This window comes from Ahrensia marina, from assembly GCF_042140245.1.
Classification (GTDB): domain Bacteria; phylum Pseudomonadota; class Alphaproteobacteria; order Rhizobiales; family MH13; genus MH13.
Window position 1 is genome coordinate 3536619 of sequence record NZ_CP159483.1, and the last position, 26033, is coordinate 3562651.

At 56.6% G+C, this 26033-nt stretch carries 25 protein-coding genes; 19 read left to right on the plus strand and 6 right to left on the minus strand.

Annotated elements, in window-relative coordinates:
• Nucleotides 1-66 precede the first annotated feature (66 nt).
• On the plus strand, nt 67-999 hold the full coding sequence (locus ABWH92_RS17125) for a sugar phosphate isomerase/epimerase family protein (protein WP_375570443.1): 933 nt from the start codon (nt 67-69) through the stop codon (nt 997-999).
• 40 nt (nt 1000-1039) lie between these two features.
• Here ABWH92_RS17125 and ABWH92_RS17130 read toward each other — a convergent pair whose 3' ends face one another.
• A complete protein-coding gene (locus ABWH92_RS17130) occupies nt 1040-2044 on the minus strand; it encodes a class 1 fructose-bisphosphatase (RefSeq protein ID WP_375570445.1) in 1005 nt (334 codons plus the stop codon).
• Between the two features lie 118 nt (nt 2045-2162).
• Between ABWH92_RS17130 and ABWH92_RS17135 the strand changes: the two genes are divergently transcribed.
• Genes ABWH92_RS17135 through ABWH92_RS17145 form a run of 3 tightly spaced genes read left to right on the plus strand, consistent with a single transcriptional unit; the run spans nt 2163 to nt 4177 of the window.
• Nucleotides 2163-2942, plus strand: coding sequence for a DeoR/GlpR family DNA-binding transcription regulator (locus tag ABWH92_RS17135; protein ID WP_375570447.1), 780 nt, complete (start codon nt 2163-2165; stop codon nt 2940-2942).
• Complete coding sequence (locus ABWH92_RS17140; RefSeq protein WP_375570449.1) at nt 2939-3706, plus strand: triose-phosphate isomerase; 768 nt, start codon at nt 2939-2941, stop codon at nt 3704-3706. The genes ABWH92_RS17135 and ABWH92_RS17140 overlap by 4 nt, the downstream gene beginning before the upstream one ends.
• A gap of 18 nt (nt 3707-3724) precedes the next feature.
• The gene (locus ABWH92_RS17145; RefSeq protein ID WP_375570451.1) at nt 3725-4177 is read left to right on the plus strand and encodes an RpiB/LacA/LacB family sugar-phosphate isomerase; all 453 of its coding nucleotides are present in this window, start codon (nt 3725-3727) and stop codon (nt 4175-4177) included.
• Between the two features lie 73 nt (nt 4178-4250).
• Here the strand turns inward: ABWH92_RS17145 and ABWH92_RS17150 are convergent, their stop codons facing one another.
• On the minus strand, nt 4251-5252 hold the full coding sequence (locus ABWH92_RS17150; RefSeq protein WP_375570453.1) for a sugar-binding transcriptional regulator: 1002 nt from the start codon (nt 5250-5252) through the stop codon (nt 4251-4253).
• A gap of 131 nt (nt 5253-5383) precedes the next feature.
• Between ABWH92_RS17150 and ABWH92_RS17155 the strand changes: the two genes are divergently transcribed.
• The 8 genes from ABWH92_RS17155 (at nt 5384) to ABWH92_RS17190 (ending at nt 14447) form a co-directional block, all read left to right on the plus strand.
• A complete protein-coding gene (locus ABWH92_RS17155) occupies nt 5384-6739 on the plus strand; it encodes an iron-containing alcohol dehydrogenase (protein WP_375570455.1) in 1356 nt (451 codons plus the stop codon).
• A 61-nt stretch (nt 6740-6800) separates the two neighbouring features.
• The gene (locus ABWH92_RS17160) at nt 6801-7526 is read left to right on the plus strand and encodes an SDR family oxidoreductase (RefSeq protein WP_375570457.1); all 726 of its coding nucleotides are present in this window, start codon (nt 6801-6803) and stop codon (nt 7524-7526) included.
• A gap of 12 nt (nt 7527-7538) precedes the next feature.
• On the plus strand, nt 7539-8468 hold the full coding sequence (locus ABWH92_RS17165; protein WP_375570459.1) for a carbohydrate ABC transporter permease: 930 nt from the start codon (nt 7539-7541) through the stop codon (nt 8466-8468).
• Nucleotides 8468-9367: a carbohydrate ABC transporter permease gene (locus ABWH92_RS17170; RefSeq protein ID WP_375570461.1), complete on the plus strand. Its 900-nt coding sequence runs from the start codon at nt 8468-8470 to the stop codon at nt 9365-9367. Before ABWH92_RS17165 ends, ABWH92_RS17170 begins: the two co-directional genes overlap by 1 nt.
• 59 nt (nt 9368-9426) lie before the next feature.
• Nucleotides 9427-10947: an ABC transporter substrate-binding protein gene (locus ABWH92_RS17175; protein WP_375570463.1), complete on the plus strand. Its 1521-nt coding sequence runs from the start codon at nt 9427-9429 to the stop codon at nt 10945-10947.
• A 57-nt stretch (nt 10948-11004) separates the two neighbouring features.
• The gene (locus tag ABWH92_RS17180; protein WP_375570465.1) at nt 11005-12507 is read left to right on the plus strand and encodes an FGGY-family carbohydrate kinase; all 1503 of its coding nucleotides are present in this window, start codon (nt 11005-11007) and stop codon (nt 12505-12507) included.
• The gene (locus ABWH92_RS17185; RefSeq protein ID WP_375570467.1) at nt 12504-13340 is read left to right on the plus strand and encodes an HAD-IIB family hydrolase; all 837 of its coding nucleotides are present in this window, start codon (nt 12504-12506) and stop codon (nt 13338-13340) included. Before ABWH92_RS17180 ends, ABWH92_RS17185 begins: the two co-directional genes overlap by 4 nt.
• A 24-nt stretch (nt 13341-13364) precedes the next feature.
• Complete coding sequence (locus ABWH92_RS17190) at nt 13365-14447, plus strand: ABC transporter ATP-binding protein (protein WP_375570469.1); 1083 nt, start codon at nt 13365-13367, stop codon at nt 14445-14447.
• Between the two features lie 154 nt (nt 14448-14601).
• Here ABWH92_RS17190 and glpD read toward each other — a convergent pair whose 3' ends face one another.
• Entirely contained in the window at nt 14602-16176 is a 1575-nt protein-coding gene (gene glpD, locus ABWH92_RS17195) for a glycerol-3-phosphate dehydrogenase (protein ID WP_375570471.1), read from the minus strand.
• A 157-nt stretch (nt 16177-16333) separates the two neighbouring features.
• Between glpD and ABWH92_RS17200 the strand changes: the two genes are divergently transcribed.
• Nucleotides 16334-16996, plus strand: a complete 663-nt coding sequence (locus tag ABWH92_RS17200) for a class II aldolase/adducin family protein (protein WP_375570473.1) — start codon at nt 16334-16336, stop codon at nt 16994-16996.
• Nucleotides 16997-17012: 16 nt separating this feature from the next.
• Here the strand turns inward: ABWH92_RS17200 and dhaL are convergent, their stop codons facing one another.
• From dhaL to ABWH92_RS17215, 3 genes are all read right to left on the minus strand, one after another.
• Nucleotides 17013-17657, minus strand: a complete 645-nt coding sequence (gene dhaL / locus ABWH92_RS17205; RefSeq protein WP_375570475.1) for a dihydroxyacetone kinase subunit DhaL — start codon at nt 17655-17657, stop codon at nt 17013-17015.
• Between the two features lie 57 nt (nt 17658-17714).
• Nucleotides 17715-18665 carry a dihydroxyacetone kinase subunit DhaK gene (locus ABWH92_RS17210; protein ID WP_375574279.1) on the minus strand — a complete coding sequence of 317 codons (951 nt, stop codon included), beginning with the start codon at nt 18663-18665 and terminating at the stop codon, nt 17715-17717.
• Nucleotides 18666-18798: 133 nt separating this feature from the next.
• Nucleotides 18799-19686: a sugar-binding transcriptional regulator gene (locus ABWH92_RS17215; protein ID WP_375570477.1), complete on the minus strand. Its 888-nt coding sequence runs from the start codon at nt 19684-19686 to the stop codon at nt 18799-18801.
• Between the two features lie 393 nt (nt 19687-20079).
• On the opposite strand from ABWH92_RS17215, the gene ABWH92_RS17220 reads away from it, so the two are divergent.
• From ABWH92_RS17220 to ABWH92_RS17245, 6 genes are all read left to right on the plus strand, one after another.
• Nucleotides 20080-21570 carry an ABC transporter substrate-binding protein gene (locus ABWH92_RS17220; RefSeq protein ID WP_375570479.1) on the plus strand — a complete coding sequence of 497 codons (1491 nt, stop codon included), beginning with the start codon at nt 20080-20082 and terminating at the stop codon, nt 21568-21570.
• A gap of 280 nt (nt 21571-21850) precedes the next feature.
• On the plus strand, nt 21851-22762 hold the full coding sequence (locus ABWH92_RS17225) for a carbohydrate ABC transporter permease (protein ID WP_375570481.1): 912 nt from the start codon (nt 21851-21853) through the stop codon (nt 22760-22762).
• Nucleotides 22762-23595 (plus strand): carbohydrate ABC transporter permease, encoded by an 834-nt coding sequence (locus ABWH92_RS17230; protein ID WP_375570483.1) that lies wholly within the window; start codon nt 22762-22764, stop codon nt 23593-23595. The genes ABWH92_RS17225 and ABWH92_RS17230 overlap by 1 nt, the downstream gene beginning before the upstream one ends.
• Entirely contained in the window at nt 23595-23888 is a 294-nt protein-coding gene (locus ABWH92_RS17235; RefSeq protein ID WP_375570485.1) for a hypothetical protein, read from the plus strand. The genes ABWH92_RS17230 and ABWH92_RS17235 overlap by 1 nt, the downstream gene beginning before the upstream one ends.
• Nucleotides 23888-24967, plus strand: a complete 1080-nt coding sequence (locus ABWH92_RS17240; RefSeq protein WP_375570487.1) for an ABC transporter ATP-binding protein — start codon at nt 23888-23890, stop codon at nt 24965-24967. Before ABWH92_RS17235 ends, ABWH92_RS17240 begins: the two co-directional genes overlap by 1 nt.
• On the plus strand, nt 24964-26031 hold the full coding sequence (locus ABWH92_RS17245) for an ABC transporter ATP-binding protein (RefSeq protein ID WP_375570489.1): 1068 nt from the start codon (nt 24964-24966) through the stop codon (nt 26029-26031). Before ABWH92_RS17240 ends, ABWH92_RS17245 begins: the two co-directional genes overlap by 4 nt.
• Nucleotides 26032-26033: the final 2 nt, after the last annotated feature.

A 26033-nucleotide genomic window follows, 5' to 3' on the forward strand; every position in this document is an offset into this window, starting at 1 on the left:
TGAATATCTCCCTACCATCGGCAGCAGCGTGCAACGCTGGCCAAACCTATCCCCGGAGACTACGTGATGGCGCTCCGCCTGTCGCTTAACACCAATCCGCTGGTCAATCGCTTTGCCGAACCCGATGACCTCATAGAGACGATCGCGCGCGATATCAGAATTCGCGATATTCAGCTAACCCATGAGTTCATCAACCCAAGCTGGCCAGCGCCGGTCATTCGTCGGTTGACGCGTCAGATGGATCGCGCCCTAGAGCGCACAGGTGCGCGCGTCACAAGCGGCATGACGGGCCCCTATGGCCGCCTCAACCATTTTGGCCACCCTGACCGAGACGTGCGCCGCTACTATGTGGACTGGTTCAAGACTTTTGCGGACATTGTTGGCGATCTTGGTGCGACGTCCGTCGGGACGCAGTTCGCGATTTTTACCTTCCGTGACTTTGATGATCTTGCCCGGCGCGAGACGCTGATCGATATCGCGCTCGACTGCTGGGCCGAGGTCGCCGAGCATGCCAAGGCGGCGGGCTTAGACTATCTGTTTTGGGAACCGATGAGCGTAGGCCGGGAGTTCGGTGAGACCATCGCAGCCTGTAAAGCGCTCCAAGGACGCATTGATGGCGCCGACTTGGCCGTGCCACTCTGGATGATGGCAGATATTGACCATGGGGACGTCACCTCAGCTGACCCAGACGACACCGACCCCTATGCCTGGGCCGAACAGTTTCCAAAGGTCAGTCCGATCATCCACATCAAGCAATCACTGATGGATAAGTCCGGCCACAGGCCTTTCACAACAGAATACAATGCCAAGGGTCGCGTACAGCCCAAACCTCTGCTGGAGGCGCTTCAACGCGGCGGCGCGGTGGACAATGAGATCTGTTTGGAACTGTCTTTCAAAGAACGCGAACCGGCTGACCGGCAAGTGGTCCCGGACATCGCGCAAAGCGTTGCGTTTTGGGCGCCTCATATCGACAGCGGGGCAGAAGCGCTGCGGGTTTAGTGTTGCGGCGTATAATCTGCGACGCCTTGTTGTACTGGCCTCATAGATAGCGCTGAAGGGCTTTGATCTCGTCGCGGCTGCCGAACGCAAGAGGCGTGCGTGCATGAGGATCAGCAGGGATGAGATCGAGAATGTCTTTTTTGCCGTTCGTTGCTGCCGCTCCTGCCTGCTCCATCAAGTAAGCTATGGGAAAAGCTTCATAGGCAAGCCTCAAAAAGCCGTTTTCAAAGCCCGGTCGGCTATCAGCTGGATAAAGAAAAACACCACCACCCCGCAGGATGCGATGGACATCGGCGACCGCTGAGGCGACCCAACGCATGTTGAACTCACGCCCGCGTGGCCCATCTGGGCCTGCCATGGTATCGGCGACGTAGTCTTGAAGCCCCTTCGACCAACGCCACGCTTTGGCGGCATTAAAAGCAACTGTGGCCGTATCAGTCGGCACCGTCACCCACTCGGCGTCCATATGAAAATCGCCGGTATGTCGATTCCAAGTGGCGATTGCGACGCCATCACCGACGCTAAAGCCAGCATCGATTGTGTGCCCAAGAAGAACGTAACCGGCGGCGACAATCTCGCGCCCTGATCGGCTGGTGAAGTCACCCTGCGAGGGGAAAATGCAGAACAGAACACCCAAAGGTGCGCTAATACTGATGCCCGCTGACCCATCGATTGGGTCCATGGCGACATCGAAGGCACCATTTGGGTCTAGCGTCTCGACAGCATCGGCCTCCTCGGACAGCAAGCGCGCAACATTCGCAGCTCTGAGCAGCGTTGCGTAGTGGTCGTGTGCCCCAACATCAATGGCTTTCTGATGATCACCAGAGAGGTTGGAGCCAACGTGCGCGGCCGGATCGCCAGGCAAGCGACCAAGCGCCAAACGCCCAGCCAGAGGAACAGCAGCATACGCAATGGCTTCGACCAGCGAGGCTAAGGCTTGGCGACCAGCATCCTTGTTTGCCCAGCGGGCAAGAAAGGTCCCCATACTTTCTATTTTGATAGAAGACGGATTTTCCTCATCACCGGGTAGTTGCACTGTTTCCATGGCAGATTTTTCCAGATCGGTTGCTGTCCTCGCGCTCCGTTGAAAATCACAAAACAACACTAATTGACACAAAATTTGTTATTTTTTATGTGATATTTCCAAGACTACCGGGAACCAAATGAAGCCGCACGACCGCCAACGTATGATTATCGACCAGGTCGTTGCCGATGGCGCCGTGGATCTGACCGACCTTGCGGAAAGCTTCGCGGTGTCGAAGATGACGATCCACCGCGACCTCGATCAGTTGGAAGAGGCGGGTTTGCTGCGGAAAATCCGCGGTGGTGCGACTATCGAAGCTGGCACCCGGTTTGAAAGCCATTTCCAATTGCGCGAGCGTCAAGGCGGTGAAGCGAAGGCCGCCATTGCGCGTGCAGCTTCGGCGTTGATCGAGCCGGGCATGACGATCATGATCGATGATGGTTCAACCGCTGCCGTCCTAGGTCGTCAGGCTGTTGATAAGCGGCCTCTCACGATCATCACCAACAATGTTGCGATCCTTGATACGCTGCGGGGTGAAGCGGGCATCACGCTCATCGCGTTGGGCGGTATCTACTCCTCCAAGTTCAACGCTTACCTTGGCAAAGCGACTGAGGATGCGTTGACTGGGCTTCGCGCCGACCTTGCTTTCCTGTCATCGCCAGCTGTGGCGGAGCTTTCGGTGTTCCATATGGATGATGATGTCGTACGCACCAAGCAGGCCATGATGCGCGCGGCAGCCGCCCGAATGCTCATCGTGAACAGCGCTCGCTTTGGGCACACCGCACTTTACAAGCTCAGTGACCTCTCGCAGTTCGATGCCATCATCACCGACACTGCACCCAAAGCGGATCAATGCGCGTTGCTTACTGACGCTGGGATCACGCTTACAACTGCTGACACGGAGACAGACCAACCATGACCAACAACACCGTGTGGATCGGAACGAGCTGGAAAATGAACAAGACGCTTGCCGAAGCGCAGATGTTTGCTTCCGCGCTTGCAGATGCCGATGACGGCGCTGATTCACGCATTCAAAGGTTCATCATCCCACCCTTCACATCGGTGCGTGAGGTCAAAACCATGCTGGCCGATACGTCGGTCAAAGTCGGCGCACAAAACATGCATTGGGCTGATGCTGGCGCTTGGACAGGCGAGATCTCGCCTGTGATGCTGAGCGACTGCGGGTTGGATGTTGTTGAACTTGGACACTCGGAGCGTCGGGCACATTTTGGCGAAACCAATGAAACCGTTGGTCTCAAAGTGGAGGCGGCGGTGCGCCATGGTTTGATCCCCCTCATCTGCATTGGTGAGACGTTGGACGATCGCGAGGCCGGCCGCGCAAGCGAGGTGCTCGAAACGCAAGTGCGTGCTGCTCTTGACCCTCTCCCACCGGATCAACTTTGTGCGCCTATCTTGTTTGCCTACGAGCCGGTTTGGGCCATTGGTGATGGCGGTATGCCCGCCTCACCAGACTACGCCGATGCACGCCAAGGCGAGATTGCACAGATTGCACGCTCGGTTGCTGGTGTGCGTCTGCCTTGCCTTTATGGCGGTTCGGTCAACCCAGACAATTGCGCTTCACTCATCCAGCAACCCAACATAGACGGCCTGTTCATTGGTCGCTCGGCCTGGGCCGTGGAGGGTTATCTCGACATTCTCAAACGGTGCTCAGCCGTTCTCTAATTCTGGAAAGGACATTTCATGAAAATTGCCATCGCCGGTGACAGCGCAGGCGAAGCGCTCGCCAAAACGCTCGCCGACCATCTGAGCGCATCCTTCACTGTAGACGAGATTTCACGTACGTCTGATGGACCCGACCCGTTTTATGCCAACCTGTCAGACCGTGTGGCCTCCGCCGTCATGGCGGGCACGTATGACCGGGCGATCTTGGTGTGTGGTACCGGCATCGGCGTCCAGATCGCGGCGAACAAAATACCTGGTATTCGCGCTGCGCAGTGCCACGACACCTATTCGGCGGGCAAAGCTGCGACATCCAACAACGCTCAGATCATCACCATGGGCGCACGGGTCATCGGTGCGGAACTGGCCAAAGACATTGCAGAGGCTTTTTTGGCAGCATCCTTTGACCCAGAGGGTCGATCAGCGGGCAATGTGCGGGCTATCAACGAAGTGGATGCGAAGTACAGCCAATAGGACCGCTCTCGCCCGCAGAGGATGAGTCCTTCATGCGGTTGCGAGATTGCGGCAAGCTGAGCAAACTAGGCGCTCACCGTTGTGCCGGCATTTCCGCCAAGAGCGCCTGTGCTGTTGTTAAATCAATGACCAGATCGGTGACCAACCCGCCGCGAAGGGCCGCCAGAATTGCGTCCCTTTTGCCGAGCCCACCTGCAACACAGATACGTTGCGGGATACCAAGCAGTTCTTCGATCGAAAGCCCGAGCATCCGGTCATGCTTTGGGCCAGGCATCTCACTTCCGTCGGTTGCCAGGAAACGTCCTGAAACAACGCCAACAGCGCCTGATTGAACCATGCCATCGAGTGTCTCTGTGCTGTGCAATTCGCTGGTGTAGACAGTGCCCTCATTGGTCAGCTCCCCAACCCCGAATAACACTTTGTTGGCTGAGCGGATCACGCTCATCTGCTTGCGGATCGATGGTTCATTGAGCAGCATCGCTTTGAGCTCTGGGGTCGAGAGCATCGCTGGCGCCATCAGGCTGACGCTTCGCGCCCCAAGATTGTTTGCGCAAAGCGATACACAAAGCTCGGGAGAAAAATCCGCCGACAATCCATTGGGACTGGCCGCAACCTGAACCACGGTGAGGTTGTCGATCGGTTGTTCGAGATTGAGATTGCGGATGGCGGCCAACACGGTTCGCCCCCAGGCAACCCCGATGACATCGCCAGCTTGGAGGCCGTTCTGCAAAAGATAGGCCCCCGCATCACCAAGTCGCTCGACAAGCGCGCGATTGGGATTGTCTGGAATGACAAAAGCGGAGTTCAGCTCAAAAGCTTTGGCAAGCGCGCGCGATGTCTCCACACGTGAAGCCACCGTGGGATTGATCTTGATGTTCACAAGGCCTCTGTCTTTGGCCTCGTTCAGCAGTTTGATGACGGTGACGCGGCTCACGCCGATGGTCTTGGCCACATCGCTTTGCGTCATTGCGTCGACAAAATAGAGCCAAGCCGCCCACACCATGAGGTCTGAAAACTCAGACGGGACAGCGGGTTTGCTCGGTTCTACTCCGGTCTCAGAGTGCTGATCAGTCATCGCGCCGTTTATTTGCATGATACCGCCAAACGTCAACACATCGCGTCGTCGGGCTTGCCTGTAGGATATTCGCTTGATTTACATTTGCAAAGCTTATAATTACATTTGAAAGCAGGGTTTGGAGCATAGCTATGTCGGCTGCTGACGTACATATTTCTGATACCCCCGGCATCACCGGGAAATGGACGTCGCTGATCGACGAGATCGTCGCTGACAAATGGTTCAACCCGGAGCTTGGGAAGGTCGTGCCGGTCGACTACGAACGCATCGTCTTTGAACGGTCGCTCGACGGGATGGAGGCCGATCTCGTCAACTCTCTCAATCTTGGGAAGACGTTTGCCGTCGTCTGCGATGCGTCGACCCATGATGCGCTTGGTGGCCGGGTGGCCAAAAACATCCGTTCGCTTGGGCCGGTTGATACAATCGTGCTTGACCACCCACACGCAGACCTAGCGACCGTGGCAACGCTCAAAGATCAGATCGCGCCGTACGAGGCGGTGATCGCTGTTGGCTCTGGCACCATCAATGATTTGTGCAAATACGCCACCAAGGAACAGGGGCGCGGCTATTGTGTCTTTGGAACGGCGGCGTCGATGAATGGCTACACATCGTCGACGGCCTCGATGAACACACCATCTGGCCTGAAAGTTTCGCTCCCCGCGCAAGCACCAAAGGGCTTCTTTGTTGATCTAGAAGTCTCCGCGGCAGCTCCCCCCTTTCTAGCCGCTGCAGGGTTCGCTGACTGCATGGCTCGGTCCGTTGCGCAGGTTGACTGGTGGATGTCGCACCGGATGCTGGGCAGCGACTACTGGTCATCGCCTTATCTCATCCAGGAAGAGGATGAGCGCATTTTGAACAGCCGCGCCGGGCTTTTGCCTAAGGGCGACATTGAAGCGATAGCCAGCCTTTATCGCGTGCTGACGCTTTGTGGCCTCGGCATTTCCTTCACCGGTGTCTCAAACCACGGGTCGATGGGTGAGCACCAGATTTCGCACTACATTGATTGCTTCGCCGGAGATCGGCATCCCGGTACACTGCACGGCCAACAGGTGGGTGTGGCTTCGCTGACCATGGCTCGTCTTCAGCAAGGTTTTCTTGCCAGCGAAACACCGCCACGTGTCGCGGCCACACATATTGATGAGGCCGACATGGCACGACGCATGGGCGATGCCATTTCTAAAGAATGTGCAGCCGAATGGCGCAAGAAGGCCTTTACGTCCGAGACCGCTGCCTCATTTAATGAAAAAATGGAACAGATTTGGCCCACACTTCGATCTGAGCTGCGAGCCTTCACCATTCCGGTCGAGGATATGCGCGCCATGCTGAAAGCCGCCGGCGCGCCAACAACAGCCGAAGAACTGGGACTGGCTACCGATTTCTATCGTGAGGCCGTCCGCCACAATCATGAGATGCGCAACCGATTTTCGTTCATGGACATCGCGACAGGGTCGGGCATGCTTGAGGCATTTGCCGAGGAGGAAACCTAAGGCAACCGCCGAATAACCAATAGCTATCGCGCTCGCAAAGAAAGGGCGCATGGGAGGAAACATGACGGATAAACCGCTTGTAGCGGTGACCGGAGCAAGCTCCGGCATCGGCGAAGCCGTCGCCCGCACTTTTTCGGCCGCGGGCCACCCGGTTCTTATGATGGCGCGTCGCATCGACAAGATGGAGGCGATGGGTCTGCCTAATGTGATCTGCCGTGAGGTGGATGTGCGGGATCGGGCCGCCATCAAAGCCGCAGTCCAAGACGCCGAAGCCGTCTATGGCCCAACCGACATGATGTTCGTGAATGCCGGCATTGCGCGCCTGGCCGATATTGGTCGTCAGCCACCTGAAGAGTGGGACGAGATGATTGATATCAACACCAAGGGCGCGATGAACACGATCCATGCGGTCATGAATGACATGATGGAACGCCGCACCGGCACCATCTTCATGATGTCATCAATCGCAGGGCGGAAGGTTTATCCCGATCACACGGTCTATTGCGGCACAAAATACTTTGTCCACGCCGTTTCAGAGAGCATTCGCGAGTACCTGGCCAACTATGATGTGCGCGTGATTGTTCTCTCACCAGGGGTCATCGAAACCGAGATTCTTTCAGGCGTGCTCGATGAAAGCACGCTGGCTGCCTACAAAGACAACAAAGTCAAAATGGGCGGCGGCATTGGGCCTGAGCATGTGTCTGAAATCATGCTCCACGCCTATCAAATGCCACAGAACGCATTGATCCAAGAGATCTGCATAACGCCCACGCGGCAGACATATTAGGCGGCTGCGTGTATGACTGAGGCGACGGTTTCCAGCACCGACCGACACGAAAGCCGCAAACTGTGGACGATGCCGCGCTGGCTGACGTCAGAGCACCCTTTCCCATGGGTTTTTCCGACGACGGCAACACTTATCGTCTTCGGTCTCTACCCCATCCTCTATGCGGTTTGGCTATCGCTCCATAGGCGCCACCCAGTCACACGGGAGAACCAGTTCAACCCGGAATGGAACTGGAGTCGTGTGTTTGCCGATGAGCGGGTTTGGGACGCGATTGCTGTCACGTACATGTACACCAGCGTCGCGATCATCATCCAGCTTGCTTTGGGATTGGCCATCGCCCTTTTGCTGGACAGTGAACGGCGCGGCTTTGGGCTAATGCGAGCGCTCATGACATTGCCGCTCGTGGTGCCACCTGCGGTCACCGGTATGATGTTCCTATTGATGTACAATAACAGCTTTGGCGTCATCAGCCGAACCTTGCAGGACATTGGCCTCTTGTCGTCGGATTCACCGCTGCTGGCGACCGGATCGACAGCGCTTTGGGCCATCATGGTCGCCGACACGTGGCAATGGACGCCTTTCATGGTGTTGATCATGCTGGCAGGATTGCGTGCACTTCCTAAAGACCCCTTCGAAGCGGCTGCCATTGATGGCGCGAATGCTTGGCAGGCGTTCACGCGCCTCACCTTGCCGATGCTTTCCAAGATCATCGCCATTGCGGTGCTGATCCGCGGCATCGATCTGTTCCGAGTGTACGACTACGTCAAGGTCATGACCGATGGCGGCCCTGGGACAGCAACCGAGACCCTGACCGCCTACGCCGGCAAGATTTACTTTGGATCGGCCAACTTTCCATACGCTTCAGCGGTCGCGATCCTGACTCTGGTGTTGGTGATCATCACGGCCAATGTCTTCATCAAAGTCTTCAAGGTGAGGTTCTGATGCGTACCCCACTGTACCTTGTGATCCTGCGCTACGCCGCCGCGATCTTTATCACGGCCGTCTTCATGTTCCCGATTTTCTGGTGGGGCTTGACGTCGATTAAGCCAACAAGCGCGATCTTCAATCGCGAAGAGGTTGTTGTGTTTGATTTCGAGCCAACGCTCGACAATTACCGCGTCACGGTTCTTGGACACAGCCCGTCCGCCCTCTCAGGGGGTACCACTGGCTCGGGCACGACCATGGGTACTGGGGGGGAGAACAGCTTTGATGGGCGCAAGACCATCTTCGACAGCATCGTCATTGCGGTCGGCTCAACCATCCTAACCATCTTCGTTGGCTTGGGCGCAGCCTATGCGCTGTCTCGCTTGGCGTTTCGAGGGAACCAGCTGTACCTGAACTGGATTCTCTCACACCGGTTCTTGCCGCCGATTGCTATCATCGTGCCGTTGGTTTTCATGTTCCGTGATCTTGGGCTGCGTGACACGCACTTTGGGCTGATCTTGGTCCATACCTTGATCAACCTGCCGATCGCGGTCTTGCTGCTTAAGTCTTTCCTCGATGACGTACCGAAGGACGTCGATCAAGCGGCAATGATTGACGGCGCAACACGCTGGCAGAGCTTTCGTTTGGTGGTTCTGCCGATGGTCAAAGGCGGTGTGGCGGCTACAGCGGTTCTGTGTTTCGTCTTTTCATGGACAGAGTTCCTCTTGTCGCTCTTCCTGACCAGCGAAATCCGGACACTGCCGGTCAAAATCACAACATTCGTCACGTCTACCGGGTCGGAATGGGGCTTCATTTCGGCTCTTGGTACGTCCGCGATGCTGCCCAGCTTCATCTTCATTCTGTTGGTGCAGCGGCATCTTGTGCGCGGTCTCACCATGGGAGCAATCAAGGACTGAGAAAGGACAAAAGCAAGAAAGAGAGTAGGGATTCCAATCCATCTAGGAGGAAACAAACAATGAGTTTTAAAAACCACAAAAAGCAGCAGTTCATCATCGACACTGCCAATGCGTTCACCAATCGCCAGATCACAAAGCGCGATTTTTTGCGGAAGATGGGGATGGCCGGCATCGGTTTCTCCGCCTTCGGCGCATCGATGCTCGGCGGCGGTCGCCGCAATGGGCTGCTCGGCCTGAGTCCGGCCCATGCCACCACGCCCGAGGCCATGAGAGACTTCCTGCGTGAAGCGGGCCGCCCTTTTGCCGGTACGACAATTCGCTACACGTCTGAGGCGACGCCACCAACCGTGGTGGCCAATGAACTCAAAGGCGAATTCACAGAACTGACCGGTATCGAAGTCGAAATCGAAATTGTGCCGCTTGAGCAGGTTTTGGCCAAAGCGACGCAGGACGTGCAAGGCGAGCTGGGTACCTACGACCTCTACTATCTTGATCAGGCTTGGCATGCGACATTCGCTCGCGACACCATTGATCCGGTTGAGTACTACAATGAGAAGCCGGACCTTGCGATGCCGGACTTCGACTTTGATGACTTCTCTCAGCCTCTGGTCGAAGGGATCTCGAAGATCGGCGACAAATGGGTCGGTATCCCGTTTGATATCCCGATCTTCAACTTCATGTACCGCCGCGACATCCTGGAAAAACACGGGATCGAGGTGCCACGCACCTATGAAGAGTTCACCGCTGCGGTGCAGTTCATCACCGAAGCTGAGCGTGAGAATGGCATCTATGGCACCGGCTTGCAGGCACGTTCTGGCCACTACTCGCTTGAGTGCGACTGGAGCCAGGCTGTCTGGGGTCATGGCGGCTCGATCTTCCGTGCCGACGGCACGTTCTCGGGCAATGATGCCGAAGGTGTCGCTGGTCTCCAGTGGTATCAGGAGTTGCTGCGCAACGCGCCTGCCTCATCGCTTGAGAGCACCTGGGATGGTCAGTTCCAAATGATGCACGCCGGCCAGGTCGCCATGGTCCAGTCTTGGGATGAATTCTTCCCAGGCTTGGATGCGGACGACAGCCCGGTGAAGGGTCTTTGGGAAATGACTCTGCCGCTGATTGGGCCGCACACGCTGCGTCCGCGGGCTGAAGCTGGCTATGGTGAGATCCCCGATTGGGCACACCAAGGTGGTTCGTCGATTGCGCTGTCTCGCTATTCGCGCAACCCTGATGCAGCTTGGCTGTTCATGCAATGGGTCTGCTCGAAAGAGATGATGGTTCAGCTGACACTTGGTGGCGGGTTTGCGCCAATGCGCAACTCGTCCTTTGCCGATCCACGCGTTCTGGAGAAGGCGGTTGTGGGCTCGGGTACCACGCGGCACCTCCCGATTGTTCTTGAAACAATCGAGAATTACATCGCGTCGGAGCCAGACATGCCACTCTGGGCGGGCCTCTCGTCGAACGAGATCCCAACCGAGCTTGGCAAGCTGCTGACCGGCCAGGAGTATGACGGCAATGCCCAAGCCTGTGCTGACCAGATCGCAAGACTGGTTGACACGGCAACGGCGGACGCAGGTCTGCGCTAATTCCTCTAAGGCATCGCCCGGCAAGCTGGGCGATGCCACCTTCAGGACCTGACACGTATGCACAAAGATCTGGTCATTGGCATCAACTCATCGACCACTGCGACGAAAGCAACGGCCTGGACCAAGTCCGGTGTGTTGGTCGCAGAAGGGCGGGAGGCGATCCCCATTGCCAATCCAACACCGGGCGCCTTTGAGCAAGAGCCAGGCGATTGGTGGGCATCAACCGTCAGTGCCTTGCGACAGCTTTTGGCCGAAGTAGACCCGGCGCGCGTGGCGGCGGTGTCGATCTCAAACCAAAGGGAAACCTTTGGTGTCTTTCGAGACGATGGAACACCTGTGCGGCCGGCTATCGTCTGGCTCGACGAACGCGGCCATGAAGAAGCAGAGCAGCTGGCTGAACATGTCGGACCGGAGACGCTACGCAGGATATGCGGCAAACCGATCGACGTGCTCTTGCCGATTGTGCGCTTGATCTGGCTATCGAAACATCAGCCAGACATCTTCGCGAGCACCGAGCGTTACTCCGATGTCCACGGCTTCCTATCGAAAAAACTGACCGGCGAATGGGTCACCTCCACCGCGTCAGCAGACCCTTCAGGCATGTTAGACGCCCAGGCGCTGGACTGGTCCGAGACGCTGCTTGCCGCGGCTGGCGTGCCGCACGCGATCATGCCGCGTCTCGCTCGGCCAGGCACACCGATTGGGCAGATCACCGCCGAGGCAGCCGACACCACAGGGCTTTTAGCGGGCACGGTTCTGATCAGCGGTGGTGGCGACGGCCAATGCGCTGCCACGGGCGCTGGTGCGACCCAACCGGGCATTGCGTACATGAACCTGGGCACTGCAGTGGTGGCAGGGGTTTATTCGCCAAGCTACGGCCACGACCAAGCATTTCGAACCGAAACAGCCGTTGCTGATGATGGCTACATTTTTGAGACGGTGCTTAAGTCCGGCACGTTTCTGATCGATTGGTTCCAGCGGGAATTGGCCGGCGGCGCTAGCTTGGCGGAGCTTGAAGCAGAAGCGAGCGCCTCTACGATCGGTGCTGGTGGGGTGGCGGTTCTGCCGTTCTGGCAGGGTTCCATGACCCCCCATTGGGACGCCAAAGCGCGGGGCGTGATCGCAGGTCTGTCGGGCTCATCCAAGCGCGGTGACGTTTACCGCGCTCTGTTGGAAGGGCTGGCGCTCGACCAGGCCTTTGCGCTGGAGATGGCGGTCAAGGTGAACGGCGCGCAGATTGATCAGATCATCGCCATTGGAGGAGGCGCAGCATCACCCCTTCTCCTGCAAATCGTTGCTGATGCGACAGATATCCCCGTTAGCCGAGCCGACGTCGCTGAAGCATCGGCCCTTGGCGCTGCGATTTGCGCAGCCAAAGGTACCGGTTGGTTTGCGACCGTGAGTGATGCAGCGCAGGCTATGACACAAACTGAGCTGACGGAAACCAAGCCGATCGCTGAGAGTGTTGCACGGTATCAGAAGCTGCGGGCCGTTTACGATGATCTCTGGCCAACGCTGTCTGACTGGAACACCCGTATGTGGAGCTTTGCGAACGAATGACGGTCCTAGAGGTCCCCTTCAAAGACATGGCGGCTATCAGCGATCTTCCCAGCTCGGTTGCTGGTGGGCTCCTTGGTGTTCTGACGGATATCGATGACACCATCACCACCGACGGCCAGCTTCCTGCCGATGCCTATGCGATGCTTGAACGGTTGACAGCCGCTGGACTCTTGGTGATCCCGATCACCGGGCGCCCTGCTGGCTGGTGCGATATGATTGCTCGGTTCTGGCCGGTTGCAGGCATCGTTGGAGAGAATGGTGCGCTGGCCATGCGTTACGATCGCAAGGCTCGAAAAATGCATCGTGTTTTGAATATGGACGGCGCAACGAGGGTAGAAAACCGGGCAAAACTGACCGCACTGGCGGAGCAAATCTTGGCCGACGTTCCAGGGGCTGCGCTTGCCTCCGATCAGCAATATCGAGAGGCTGATCTGGCGATTGATTTTTGTGAGGATGTTCCACCGCTTCCAGAAGATCAGATCGACCGCATCGTGGCGCACTTCAAAGCGGCTGGTGCCATCGCGAAAGTATCATCCATCCATGTGAACGGCTGGTTCGGGGATTGGGATAAGCTCACCATGACCAAACGCTTCCTGGCCGAAGAGTTTAACATCGACCTTGAGGCTGCGCGCGACCGCTTCATCTATTGCGGCGACAGCCCCAATGACGCGCCGATGTTTGGATATTTTCCCTACGCCTGCGGGGTGGCCAATGTGTCTGATTTCCTCGGCAAGATGGATGCTCTGCCCAAATATATTACCCCCTCTCGCGGAGGGGCTGGTTTCGTAGAAATCGGCAACCGCATTTTAAGCGCACAGCAGGGCGCGAGCTAAGGCCCACCTGGAAGGATCAAGTCTGTGGCATCAGTGACATTCGAAAACATCGTGAAATCCTACAGCGGGCTTGAAGTGCTGCACGGGATCAATCTCGACATTGAAGACGGCAAGTTTGTTGTTCTTCTGGGCCCATCGGGCTGCGGTAAGTCCACGCTTCTGCGGATGCTCGCAGGGCTTGAAGAGATCACTGGGGGCGAGGTTTCGATCGGCGGCCGTCTGATGAACGGCGTCCACCCCAAAGATCGCAACATTGCAATGGTTTTCCAGAACTATGCGCTCTACGCGCATATGTCTGTGCGCGAAAACATGGCGTTTTCGATGACACTGAAAAAGATGGACAAAGCCGTTATCGATGAACGCGTGAACTGGGCCGCCAAAATCCTCTCACTTGAGGACTATCTTGAACGGCGCCCGAAGGCACTGTCGGGCGGGCAACGCCAGCGTGTTGCCATGGGTCGGGCCATCGTTCGCAATCCCGATGTTTTTCTGTTCGACGAGCCTCTGTCCAATCTAGACGCCAAGTTGCGTGTTCAAATGCGCACTGAAATCAAAGAGCTGCACCAGAAACTGAAGACAACAACGGTTTACGTTACGCACGACCAGATCGAAGCGATGACGATGGCGGATACCGTTGTGATCATGCGCGATGGAAACATTGAGCAGGTGGGAACACCGCTTGAAGTCTATGACAGCCCCGCCAACCTGTTTGTTGCGCAGTTTATTGGGGCGCCTGGAATGAACATCATTGAAGGTGTGGTGGATAAGAAAGATGGTGCTCCGGTTGTTGGGACCAGAGGGCTAGCTTTGCCGATTCCCAGCGATATGGATGTGCGAGAGGGGCAGAAGGTGCTTTACGGCGTTCGTCCCGAACACCTAAGTCACTCCAGCAATGGCACGGGTATTGAGGCCAAGATCAACGTGGTCGAACCTACCGGCCCTGAAACCCACATCTATGCTGATCTTGCCGGCCAAGAGATCTGTACGATCTCGCGCGAACGGCTGGGATGGGAGCCCGAAGGCGCCATTCAATTGGAACCGATGATCGACTTCGTTCACCTGTTTGACGCTGAAACGAAAGCGGCCATCGCGCGTGGCGGCCATTAGAGTGAAGCTCACTTGCGGCAGATCTTGTTTTTGTCACTGATCTAGACCCACTCCGGCACGCATGGTTCGCTGGCCAGATTGCGTCCTAAAGCTGATCGTATGCTTGGTGGGACGCTTGGAAGCGGAACGCTCTTGAGCGCCCGATCGGTCATCTTTACTCAGCCGCTATATTGATCTCGGCGTTGGCCATCCATCTAGCGAGAGCATCGATTTCTGTTTGGGTCATCCGCAAGCCTAGCTTGCTGCGCCGCCAAACCACATCATCGACGGAACTGGCAAATTCATGCTCCATCAGCCAACGCACTTCAGCTTCAGTTAGCGTTGCCCCAAAGGAGCGACCGAGATCACTTGCTGTATTGGCACCGCCCAACACTTCACTCGCCTCCGTTCCATAGGCTCGGACCAATCGACGTGCCCAACTCTCCGTTAGGAAACCGTATCGGCGGGTGAGGCTGTCAATTTGTGCGCTCACGCCATCGATCGGGAAATCACCACCTGGTAATGGAACGCCTGCGGTCCATGGGGCGGAGACATCGAGATGATCGCCCAATTTCTCCAACACATCTTCTGCCAAGCAGCGGTAGGTGGTGATTTTGCCGCCAAAAACATTCAGCACTGGCGGACCGTTTGAATCCACGGTCAAGACGTAGTCTCGTGTGGCAGCAGACGCTGACGCCGCGCCGTCATCATAGAGCGGACGCACGCCTGAATAGGACCAAACGACATCATCGGTCGTGATTGGTGCTTTCAAGAACGTGTTGATGAAGGCGATCAGATAATCGCGCTCTTCGTCTGTGCATACCGGCTGGACACTAGGGTCGCTATGATCAGCGTCTGTGGTGCCGATCAGGGTGAAGTCTCCTTCATAAGGGATCGCGAAGATGATCCGACCATCCTCGCCCTGGAAGAAGTAGCACTTGTCGTGGTCGTAGAGCTTCTTGGTGACGATGTGGCTGCCGCGAACGAGACGTACGTTCTCTGACGAGTTTAGACCCACCACGTTTTGAATGATGTCACCCGCCCACGGACCCGCAGCGTTAATCAGGGTCTTGGCGCGCACTGTTTCTGATCGATCATGCTGATCACGCAGTGTCACCTCCCAACCGCCACCCACGCGCGCAGCACGCGTCACCTGGGTGCGCGGTAAGACTTGCGCCCCTAGGATTTGGGCATCACGGGCGTTGAGCACGACAAGGCGATTGTCCTCCACCCAACAATCAGAATACTCAAATGCGTGCTTGAACTTGGCATCGAGCGGCACGCCCTCCGGTCTACCTTCAAGCGTGAGTGATCGGGTACCAGGCAAGACTTTGCGCCCACCAAGATGATCGTAAAGGAAAAGGCCGAACCGAATAAGCCATGACGGTCGCCGATGCTTCAACCACGGCATAACCATGTTCAAAAGCCGCGATGTCGGCGTGGTGTTTTCGAAGCGCATGTCTGGGTGGTAGGGCAGAACAAACCGCATCGGCCATGAGATGTGCGGCATCGCTTTGAGCAGCGTCTCACGCTCTTTCAACGCGTGGCGAACAAGAGAGAACTCGAAATACTCCAAGTATCTCAATCCGCCATGGAACAGTTTGGTGGACGCTGACGATGTCGCGCCACCTATGTCGTTCATCTCAGCCAAACACACCGACAGGCCACGTCCTGCTGCATCGCGAGCAATACCGCACCCATTAATTCCACCGCCGATGATGAAAAGGTCGAACTGTTCCTGCTTGCTCACGCGCAATGCCTCGCTACACCAGACCGACGACGATGCTGTTGATGAGACCTATGTCAGCCACGCAACGTCAGATAGTTCGCTACTTTGCAAATGTCTACTTCTAATTTGCAATTGTATTTTTGCTATGAAACAGTGAGATCAAAGAGGAGATCGCCGAATGGCTACAGAAAGCAACGTCCGACAAGATATCATCGAGGCTTGCCTGGAGATGAACGCCATCGGCTTGAACCAAGGCACATCGGGCAACGTCTCGGTTCAGTACGAAGACCGGATGCTGATTTCGCCATCGGCAACCCAGTACGCAGCCATGACCCCGGATATGATTGCAGCCATCGACCTGTCGGGCGGCATGCCCGAAACATGGGACGGGCCGCTCAAGCCCTCAAGCGAATGGCGCTTTCACTGGCTCGCCTTGAAGAACCGCGAGGATGTTACGGCGGTGGTGCATGCTCACCCCCCTTATGCGACGGCACTTGCGATCCTGCGCAAACCGATACCTGCTTGCCACTACATGATTGCCGCTTTTGGCGGCATGGATGTTCCCGTCTCAGGCTATGCGACCTTCGGTTCGCGCGAACTTGCAGACCATGTGATGGCCGCGCTCGAGGGACGCAGTGCTTGTCTTATGGCCAATCACGGCATGGTGGCGACGGGTATGGGTCTTGAACAAGCCATGTGGCGCGCCAGTGAACTTGAGACCATCGCGCGTCAGTATCATTTGGCTTCGCTCATCGGCGAACCACATATCCTTTCCGAGGAACAGATCGACGATACGCGACGCAGCTTGAAAGGGTATGGGGTGCAAGACGCCAAGGTCTAGCAATCAGCGCCGGCCACTACTGGTCTTTGTCGCCAGCCCATTGGGCCAAGGTCTCAAGCAACAAGGCGGCCGACGCGGCACCGGGATCAACATGCCCTACTGCACGCTCTCCCAGATTGGCCGATCGCCCTTTTCCCGCCGTCATAGCTGCCGTTGCTTCTGCACCATCTTTGGCAGCCTTTGCTGCAGCTTGGCCAACACTGGCCAGTGACGCAGAGCCCTTGGCTGCGAGAGCTGCCTCGGCGGCTGGTTGCCAAGCATCGACCATCGTTTTCTGACCGACTTCTGCCTTGCCTCGGTGGACGATGCCCTCGGCAATTGCGCCGATAACATCGGCCACATCGTCGGCAGTCAACGCATCCTTGCCTTTTGTCGAGGCGGCTGCGCGCATGAAGCCGGTTGCGTAAAGCGGACCAGCTGATGCTCCAACAGCGTTGAGAAAGGTTCTCGCGGCAAGCATGAAAACATCCGATGGTGCTGCCGCGCTCTCGTTCGAGGCGAGCGCTTTATCGACAGCTTGGAAGCCTATCGACATGGTAACCCCATGGTCGCCATCACCAATGACACCATCCAGCGCACTGAGATGGTCTTTCTCGCGCTCAATCATCGCTGCAAGCGTGTGGAAGAGATCGGCAATATCGCCGCCGTTGAGAGTGGCCACGCGCGGCCTCCTATGTGTTCGATTCAATGAGGTGCAAAGGGAGGTTTTGGACTGCGGTCAACCAGCGCGGAACATGGCGCAGTCACACGGATGATCGAGCATGGCCTGCAATTCGCCATCGAGCCGGTGCAGTGTGATCGACATGCCCGCCATATCCATGGATGTGCAATAGGGTCCGACCCAAGTGGCGTGAACATCGATCTGCCGGTCTTTCAAGCGCTGCGACAAGCGCCGGTTGACGATGTACAGCTCCATAAGCGGCGTTGCGCCCAGCGAGTTCACCAGGACTGCAACCTTCTCGCCTGGTTCCGGGTCCATCTCAGCAAGAATTTTGTCGACAATCTCATCAGTGACCGCATCAGCGCTCGCAAGTGGTCCACGCCTTACGCCCGGCTCGCCATGAATCCCAAGACCGATTTCCATTTCCTCAGCCCCCAGATCAAAACCGGGAACCCGTGTCTGCGGTAGAGAGCAAGCCGTCAAACCAACACCCATGGTGTAGGTCTGTGCATTCGCTTTGCGGGCAATGCGCTCGCACTCATCAAAGGACATCATCGTGTCGCACGCCGCTCCAGCGGCCTTGAAGATGAAGAAGTTCCCGGCAACACCGCGGCGTCGCTCAAGGTCTTCGACCGCGATGTCATCGGTGGTGAGAACAGTGCGCGCCTCAATGTCATCCATCGCTAGCATCTCAGCAGCCATATCGAAGTTCATGACATCACCGGCGTAGTTGCCATACATGAACAGCACCCCTTCACCACCGGATGCGGCATTCGCGCATGCGATTATTGGGTCAGGTGGAGGTGAAGCGAAAACATTTCCGATCGCCGCCGCATCTGCGAGGCCGCGTCCAACAAACCCAAGAAAAGTCGGTTCGTGGCCCGACCCGCCGCCGATCACCAGACCAACCTTGCCTGGTCTTGGACCGTCTTTGGCAATGATTGCCCGATTGTTTTCCGACGAGACCGTCAGGTGCTCCGGATGGGCGAGCACAATGCCCTCCAACATTTCGTCGACAGCCTGGTCGGCATCGTTGAGCAGCTTTTTGACCTTGGGGGTCTTGTCTTGGGTTGCCAGATTCAAAGGTTATCCTCCCAGTGTTGATTTTGTTGGGTTTCTTGCCGGACTGCTCGACACTGGGTCACTCGTGTTCCAGAAGCGCCCTTGCTGTTTTCTCATCGGTGACGAGGTGGGTCGCATAGCCACCACGCAAAACAGCTTTGATCGCTTCCGGCTTGTCCGGTCCGCCTGCGACAGCGATACGACAAGACACGCGCCGAAGCTCGTCGAGAGGCAAGCCGACAATGCGAGCATCTTGAGCGTCAATGATGGCCTCGCCATCTGGGTCGATGCATCGACCGGCCACGACTGCAACGGCATCGCCGCCAGGGCCGCGCGGCAAGGTTCCTGGTTTTAGAATTCCGGCGCTAAAGATGAGACTGTCATCATGGGTGGTGCAGATCCCGAACACGGCCACATTGGTGTGCTTGAGCGTATGAAACTGCTGCGCAAGGATTGGTTCATTCATCAAAATGGTCCGCACCTCAGGCGAACTCACGACAGCCGGTGCTGTCACCAACAAACAACGCGCGCTCAGTCTTTCGGCGAGCACAGAGGCACAAAACTCAGGCGAAAAGTCAAAGGTAGATGTCGTACCGCCCGTCAGCTGTGCGACGGTCAAGTCTTCCAATCCAGGGTCACCCATCTCCTCAGCCAGGGCGAGAACGGTCCGCCCCCAAGCCACGGCGACGACATCTCCAGCAGACAGTTTTGAACTGAGCAGCTCGGCACCCGCACGACCAATGCGTTCGGAGATCGCAGCTTTGGTGGCTGATGGCTGAGGTGTTGGAACAACTGTGGCGCCCTCCAAACCAAAGGCATCAGCCAGTTGTCCCGATAGCTCGATAGAGCTTAGCCAGCCAGGTTCGATGCGAACACTGACCACACCGCGCTCGCGCGCATCGGCAATGTAGGCGTTCACTGTCGCGCGCGAGACACCCATAGCTTTGCCGATGTCAGCCTGCGTCATGTTCTCGCGATAATACAACCAAGCAGCCCAGATGGCCGGGTCTCCACGGAAACGTGCTGGGACTGGCAACACCGAACGAGTCGGCGATTGACCACTCGATTGGAGGCGGTCAGCGCGAGGTGAGGCTTTTCGGTTGACATTTGTCAGCATGAGTAGAATTGTGTCACATGTTAGAGTGAATGGCCAGCGTTGGAGGTTTTGCAACGTAGTGGACGATGCCGAAAAGCGCTACTTTCAAAGCGCCCCGGGAGGCTTCGAAGTCCGCCAATCTTTCGTATGATGATTGCACCGCGCACCCAAACACCTGCGCGATGACATCCAAGTTCAGTCCAAGAAACGCCAGCCGCGCAACGCGTGGGTGGTGACAACGACAACACCCAGGGAGGACTCTTGATGACAAACTACACCAAACGCCCTAGCGGGCTCATGATGCCGCGCCGTGACGTGCTGAAAGGCATCGGGGCAGCGACAGCTGCCGCTGCCATGTCGATGCCAATAACGAGCCGCGCCTTTGCCACTGAAGCGCACCCGCTGACGGGCCAGAAAATCGATATGAACATCTTGGGTATCGCAGGCTGGCTGCCTTCATCCTTGTCCGTGGCGATGACACCGCTGTTCAATGACTATGTGCGTGAGCGTTTTGGCTATGAAGTTGAGTTTGCCTTTGCCGAAGCTCCCTTCTCCGATCTCTTCCAGCGGGCGGCCACGTCGCTGGCGACACGAAGCCAAGAGTTCAACATCATCATTTCTGACAGCCAATGGATTGGTGCTTTGGCCGAGCCGGGCTGGATTTTGCAGCTCAATGACGTGATCGCCGCCAATCCTGGTCTCGATATCGACTGGTACTCGCAGACTGTCATCGACACCTACATGGCCTATCCAGACGGCACCGAGAATATCTGGGGTTTGCCGCAGGAAGGCGACACGATTGCGCTGTTCATCCGCAAGGATATGCTGCACGACGAGGCAGAAAAAGCCGCGTTCCAAGAGAAGTACGGAATGCCGCTCCCGCAGACCTTTGAGGACTTTGAAGACCTCACGATGACCGACTTTGAAAAAGTCGCTGATCACTTCAACCGCCCTGATGAAGAAATGTGGGGCACGGCAATGCAGTATAGCCGGGTCTACGATTTCGTGACCTGCTATCTCTATCCGTTCATGTTCAGCCAAGGCGGCGACATTTGGGATGCCTCGACCGGTCAGGTTGAAGGGATCTTGAACTCTGACATCAACGCCATGGCGATGACGCAGATGAAAGACTGGCTGCAATATCAGCCACCAGGCGCCACCAACTTTGGCATCGCTGAGCAGATTGATGTGTTCACAACCGGCAAGGTGTTCTCCTGCTTCCAGTGGGCAGCGGTTGGCCTGGCAATGATCACCGAAGAAATGAAAGCCAATGACCAGGTTATGGTCGTTGCACCGCCTAAGCACGGTACCGGTGATGCTGCTGACCGGATCTACACGATGGGTGGTCAGCCTTGGGTGATCAACGCCTTCAACGATGAAGAAAAGATGCGCGTTGCCATCGACTTCATGAACTGGTGGTACCTGCCTGAGACAGCTCTCGAGTTCGCTCGCCGTGGCGGTAACCCAGCAGATCGTCCGACACTGACGGCCGACGGGTTCGATGACATCAACCCATGGAACCGTGCCTACAAGTACATGCTTGAACCAGGCCGTTCGCGTGATTTCTGGCATCACCCAAAATATGCCGAGATGCTGGCCGTTCAGCAGGAGGCTTTCACCTCCTACATGACCGGTCAGACGGCTGACCCGATGCAAGCGCTCAACTATGCGGCGTGTAACCAGCAGCAAATTCTTTATGATGCTGGTTCTGCGGCGCAGTCTCCTAGCCGCTCTTGCATTACGGCATCGCTCTAAGCGCGGCCAAAGCAATCACCAAGAGGAAGAGGCCTTTGATGGCCTCTTCCTTAAAACGCTCACAGAGGCAACTTGGTGACACAAGAGAAACGCTAACGTATCTTCCCCGCCTTCCTCCCAGCGATGTGCGTTCCTCGACTGAAGGTACCGGACATTGCGTGGCTCCAAACCAACGTGCGGAGCCACACCCCCCTTCCCCAACGGGATCAAGTGTCGAACCCGCACATATCCCGCTGATGCGCTACTAGCGCTTACACAAGTTTAGGATTCTTGGTCGCACATGGCGCAGCCGTCTCAATTCCTCAACGACCGGCGCACCTTGGTGTTTCTGCTGCTGGCACCGGTGCTTGCTTTTTTCATCGTGTTCAACACGATCCCGACACTCTGGCTGCTGGGGTTGTCATTTTACAACTACTCACTGACGTCAGGAATGCCGCCGGAGTTTGTCGGTTTCACCAACTTCGTCAACATCTTCTTCAACCGCAACGGTATCTGGGGAGATTTGTCCCGCACCTTCATCTTCGTCGCTTTTGCGGTGTCGCTGCAAACACTGCTTGGCGTTCTGTTGGGCTTTCTGTTCTGGGGCTCAAAGAACATGCCTGGTCGGCGCATCGCGCTCACCTTGCTGTTCACACCTATGGTGCTAACTCCGGTCGCCACCGGAACCTTTTGGCGGTTCATCTATGATCCCACCTTTGGCGCACTCAATGCACTGATGGGTCTGTTTGGCGTGACCGAACCAATCAACTTCCTAGGCGACCCGACCTTCGCCTACTGGGCGGTCCTGGCGGTGGATTGCTGGATGTGGACGCCGTTCATGACGTTGATGACGCTTGCCGCACTTGGCTCAGTGCCCAAGGCGGAATTGGAAGCAGCCGAGGTCGATCGACTGACCTGGTTTGAACAGCTGCGCCTGATTGTTTGGCATCACGGCAAGTTCATCTTGATGCTTGGCATGCTCTTGCGGACCATCGACAGCTTCAAAACGCTCGATCTCATTATCCCCATGACGAACGGCGGGCCGGGACAGCAAACGCGCCTGGTGGCTGTCGAGCTCAACAAACAAGCATTTCAAAGTTTCAATATGGGCTGGTCGTCGGCGTATGCGGTGCTGCTTCTTCTGATTTCCATCGCCATGACATCAGTGTTCATCCACGTGCTGAATCTGCGTCGTCGAAAGGAGCGTTCATAATGTCAGATCGTTTTCGACGCGGCGCCTACTACACCTTGCTGTGGTGCGTTTCCCTTATGTTCTTCACGCCAGTCGCCTGGATCATCATGTCCTCGTTCAAAACGCGCGAGGAAATTCTGGCCACACCACCGACGCTGATCTTCACGCCGACTTTGGACAATTACATCGAGCTGTTCACAGAGAACCAAAACTTCCTGCAACAGCTTGGCAATTCCATCGTCATGTCGCTGAGCGCTGTGGTGATTGCCGTGTTGGTCTCATTCCTAGCAGCTTTCTGCTTCTCACGGTTCAAACCGAAGGGGACGAACTTCTTGATGTTCATCCTCCTTTCGATCCGCATGCTGCCCGGCCCTGCGGTTATCTTGCCGGTGTTCTTGATGTTCGCCAATTTCGGCTGGAAGGATCAGCACATTCCGCTGGTGCTTTTTTACGCGATGTTCTCCATCCCTTTTTCCGTTTGGATTTTGAAGGGCTTTCTGGACGGCGTATCGGTGCGCTTCGATGAAACCGGTCTGGCCAATGGCGGCTCTTGGTTTCACGTCATCTTTAAGGTTGTGCTCCCGCAAGTTAAGCCTGGCCTGATCGCGGCCTTCATCTTCAATCTGATCTTCGTTTGGAACGAGTTCCTGTTCAACTTCGTGATCGGCGGTGTCCAAACGCAAAACATCCCCTACGCCCTGGCTGTCGGCACCTATTCCGATGGCGGCCTCAACTGGACGTTTATCGCTGCCCTCACCTCAATCTACATTCTACCACCAGTTGCCTTCATCTACCTCTTCCAGAAGTACCTCTTGGCCGGCATGACCTTCGGCACAGTGCGAGGAGAAGTTTGATGGCACGGATGCAAAAGACCTTTCAGGAGCGTGCCGAAAGCCTTCTCATCATCGGGATGGTGCTCGGTATCGCGTTGATTGCTTTCACACCAATTCAGTTTTTCGAGTTCATTCAATTAGGGTTGGTGGTGCTGGTGACGTGCACATTTTTGCAGATCGCAGTCGGTAACATTCCGCGCGACATCCCCTGGCGGCAGGGCTTGGTGCGGATAGCGATCATCTTGTCCATTGTGGCTGTCGTTTTTGGCATCGGTATCGCTCTGGTTCCCGTGCTCAGCCAGTTGGGGCGCTGATGTCGATTTCAGTTACGGGACTCAGCAAAAGCTACGGCACCAATGAAGTTCTCAACGACCTTGATCTCACGGTCGAGGAAGGCAGCTTTACCGTCATGTGCGGGCCGACAGGCTGCGGAAAATCGGTCCTTTTGCGGCTGCTGGTTGGGTTGGAGACCGCCGATGCCGGCACAATGACGCTCAATGGTATCGACATCACCAGCACACGAGCCGCCGAACGCGCGGTTGGCTATGTTCCACAGAGTTTCGCGCTCTACCCTCATCTGACCGTGCGCGCGAACATCGGCTATCCACTGCAACTTGCCAAACGCCCTTCGTCAGAGATCGCCAAACGGGTCGATTGGGCAGCTGGCGTACTGGCGATCACACACTTGCTCGATAAAACACCCGATCAACTTTCTGGTGGCGAGAAGCAGCGCACCGCGGTTGCGCGTGGCTTGCTCAAGGAGACGGACATCTTCCTTCTAGACGATCCGCTCGTTGGCCTCGACTACAAGCTGCGCGAGCGCCTGATGGATGAGCTCAAAGCCATTCAGCAAGACCTCAAAGCCACCTTTCTTTACACCACGTCCGACAGCCTGGAAGCGCTGACGATGGCAGAGAAACTTGTCGTGCTTGATCAGGGTGCGGTGGTGCAAAAAGGCGATGTGTTCGACGTTTACAATGCACCGACCCACCGCCGATCGATGGAACTGGTCGGCTTTCCCAAAGCCAACATGCTTCCAGTCTCGCGGGAGAACGGCAAAGTCCACGTTGGACCGTTTGAGCTTCACGGTGCTCCGGAGGAGGCATCGTTTGTGGGTCTTCGTCCAGAAGCCCTTTCGTTCGGCCAAGAAGCTGGCTTTTTGAACGCGACAGCGACCGTCCAGCTTATTGAAGAGCTGGGGGGAGAAGAGGTCATTTATCTTCAAGCTGAAGGCCACGACCTGACAATGGCCATCGCCACTGACGGTTCGCGAGCGGCCAAGGAAGGCGACAGTGTTACAGTCAGCGTTGACCCGCACGCGTTCGTCTTCTTCGATAGCGCAAACGGAAAGCGTCTCAACACCGATGCCGCGCTTGGGGAGGCCGCGCAATGAGCGAAGCTGGCATTGTCATCGACGGGGTCACCAAACGCTTTGGTAGTTTCACCGCTGTCGACAACCTGACACTCACCTTCGCCGATGGCGAAACGGCCTGTTTGCTCGGCCCTTCAGGTTGCGGCAAGACAACCTTGATGCGGATGATTGCAGGGCTCGAAACGCCAACCGAAGGCAGGATCATCATTGATGGGCGTGATGTGACGAACCTACGTCCACGGCGGCGCAACATCGGCATGGTGTTCCAGTACCCTGTTATGTATCAGACGCTGTCTGTTCGCGAGAACATCGCTTTGCCTTTGAAACGTGACCGCAGCCTCTCAGCTGCTGAACGTAAAAAGCGGGTAGATGAGGTGCTCGATGTGATTGATCTTGCACACCGTGCCGACGCCTACATTGATGAGTTAGACGCCGGCTCCCGCCAGAAAGTTGCCGTGGGACGCTCGGTGGCACGTCAAACGAAAGTGGTTTTGTTCGATGAGCCGACCACCAATGTTGAGGTCAATGCCAAGCTCACTCTGATCCGAACCTTCAAAGAGATTAGCCGCAGACTGAAGCAGACGGCAGTCTACGTGACACACGATCAGACCGAGGCGATGACGCTTGCTGACAAGATCGCTCTCATGAAGGACGGTAGCATCATCCAATATGATGGCCCCACTGCGCTGTACCAGAAACCAGCCAGTGAGTTTGGCGGTTGGTTCCTCGGCAATCCAGGCATGAACTTCATTCCCGCGCAACGGACAGAAGCGGGGCTCGTCTCTCCGCTGCTGCCTGAACCGCTTGATGCACCGGCCAAACTTGGTGCGGGAAAGGTTCGCTTGGGCATTCGCCCAGAGCAACTTCTGGCCCGCACCGAGCCCTTTAAGGGTTCGGTCGAAGCCAAGGTAGAAGACTGCATTGTCGGTATTGCGGGTCAGCTTCTGGCACGGCTCAGTGTGGCCAGCGAAACGGTAAAGCTCAAAACGGGCGCGCTGCCAAATCTACGCGCGCAAGACACCATTCACATCGGGTTCCCACCGGAGGACCTGCTCGTGTTCGAAGATGGCGTTCGCGTCACTTAAGG

Bases quoted from the DNA above. Each gene is read 5' to 3' on its own strand.
- ABWH92_RS17125 (WP_375570443.1), top strand. From the start codon at position 67: ATGGCGCTCCGCCTGTCGCTTAACACCAATCCGCTGGTCAATCGCTTT.
- ABWH92_RS17130 (WP_375570445.1), bottom strand. From the start codon at position 2,044: ATGGAAACAGTGCAACTACCCGGTGATGAGGAAAATCCGTCTTCTATC.
- ABWH92_RS17135 (WP_375570447.1), top strand. From the start codon at position 2,163: ATGAAGCCGCACGACCGCCAACGTATGATTATCGACCAGGTCGTTGCC.
- ABWH92_RS17140 (WP_375570449.1), top strand. From the start codon at position 2,939: ATGACCAACAACACCGTGTGGATCGGAACGAGCTGGAAAATGAACAAG.
- ABWH92_RS17145 (WP_375570451.1), top strand. From the start codon at position 3,725: ATGAAAATTGCCATCGCCGGTGACAGCGCAGGCGAAGCGCTCGCCAAA.
- ABWH92_RS17150 (WP_375570453.1), bottom strand. From the start codon at position 5,252: ATGACTGATCAGCACTCTGAGACCGGAGTAGAACCGAGCAAACCCGCT.
- ABWH92_RS17155 (WP_375570455.1), top strand. From the start codon at position 5,384: ATGTCGGCTGCTGACGTACATATTTCTGATACCCCCGGCATCACCGGG.
- ABWH92_RS17160 (WP_375570457.1), top strand. From the start codon at position 6,801: ATGACGGATAAACCGCTTGTAGCGGTGACCGGAGCAAGCTCCGGCATC.
- ABWH92_RS17165 (WP_375570459.1), top strand. From the start codon at position 7,539: ATGACTGAGGCGACGGTTTCCAGCACCGACCGACACGAAAGCCGCAAA.
- ABWH92_RS17170 (WP_375570461.1), top strand. From the start codon at position 8,468: ATGCGTACCCCACTGTACCTTGTGATCCTGCGCTACGCCGCCGCGATC.
- ABWH92_RS17175 (WP_375570463.1), top strand. From the start codon at position 9,427: ATGAGTTTTAAAAACCACAAAAAGCAGCAGTTCATCATCGACACTGCC.
- ABWH92_RS17180 (WP_375570465.1), top strand. From the start codon at position 11,005: ATGCACAAAGATCTGGTCATTGGCATCAACTCATCGACCACTGCGACG.
- ABWH92_RS17185 (WP_375570467.1), top strand. From the start codon at position 12,504: ATGACGGTCCTAGAGGTCCCCTTCAAAGACATGGCGGCTATCAGCGAT.
- ABWH92_RS17200 (WP_375570473.1), top strand. From the start codon at position 16,334: ATGGCTACAGAAAGCAACGTCCGACAAGATATCATCGAGGCTTGCCTG.
- ABWH92_RS17210 (WP_375574279.1), bottom strand. From the start codon at position 18,665: ATGTTGGAGGGCATTGTGCTCGCCCATCCGGAGCACCTGACGGTCTCG.
- ABWH92_RS17215 (WP_375570477.1), bottom strand. From the start codon at position 19,686: ATGACGCAGGCTGACATCGGCAAAGCTATGGGTGTCTCGCGCGCGACA.
- ABWH92_RS17220 (WP_375570479.1), top strand. From the start codon at position 20,080: ATGACAAACTACACCAAACGCCCTAGCGGGCTCATGATGCCGCGCCGT.
- ABWH92_RS17225 (WP_375570481.1), top strand. From the start codon at position 21,851: ATGGCGCAGCCGTCTCAATTCCTCAACGACCGGCGCACCTTGGTGTTT.
- ABWH92_RS17230 (WP_375570483.1), top strand. From the start codon at position 22,762: ATGTCAGATCGTTTTCGACGCGGCGCCTACTACACCTTGCTGTGGTGC.
- ABWH92_RS17235 (WP_375570485.1), top strand. From the start codon at position 23,595: ATGGCACGGATGCAAAAGACCTTTCAGGAGCGTGCCGAAAGCCTTCTC.
- ABWH92_RS17240 (WP_375570487.1), top strand. From the start codon at position 23,888: ATGTCGATTTCAGTTACGGGACTCAGCAAAAGCTACGGCACCAATGAA.
- ABWH92_RS17245 (WP_375570489.1), top strand. From the start codon at position 24,964: ATGAGCGAAGCTGGCATTGTCATCGACGGGGTCACCAAACGCTTTGGT.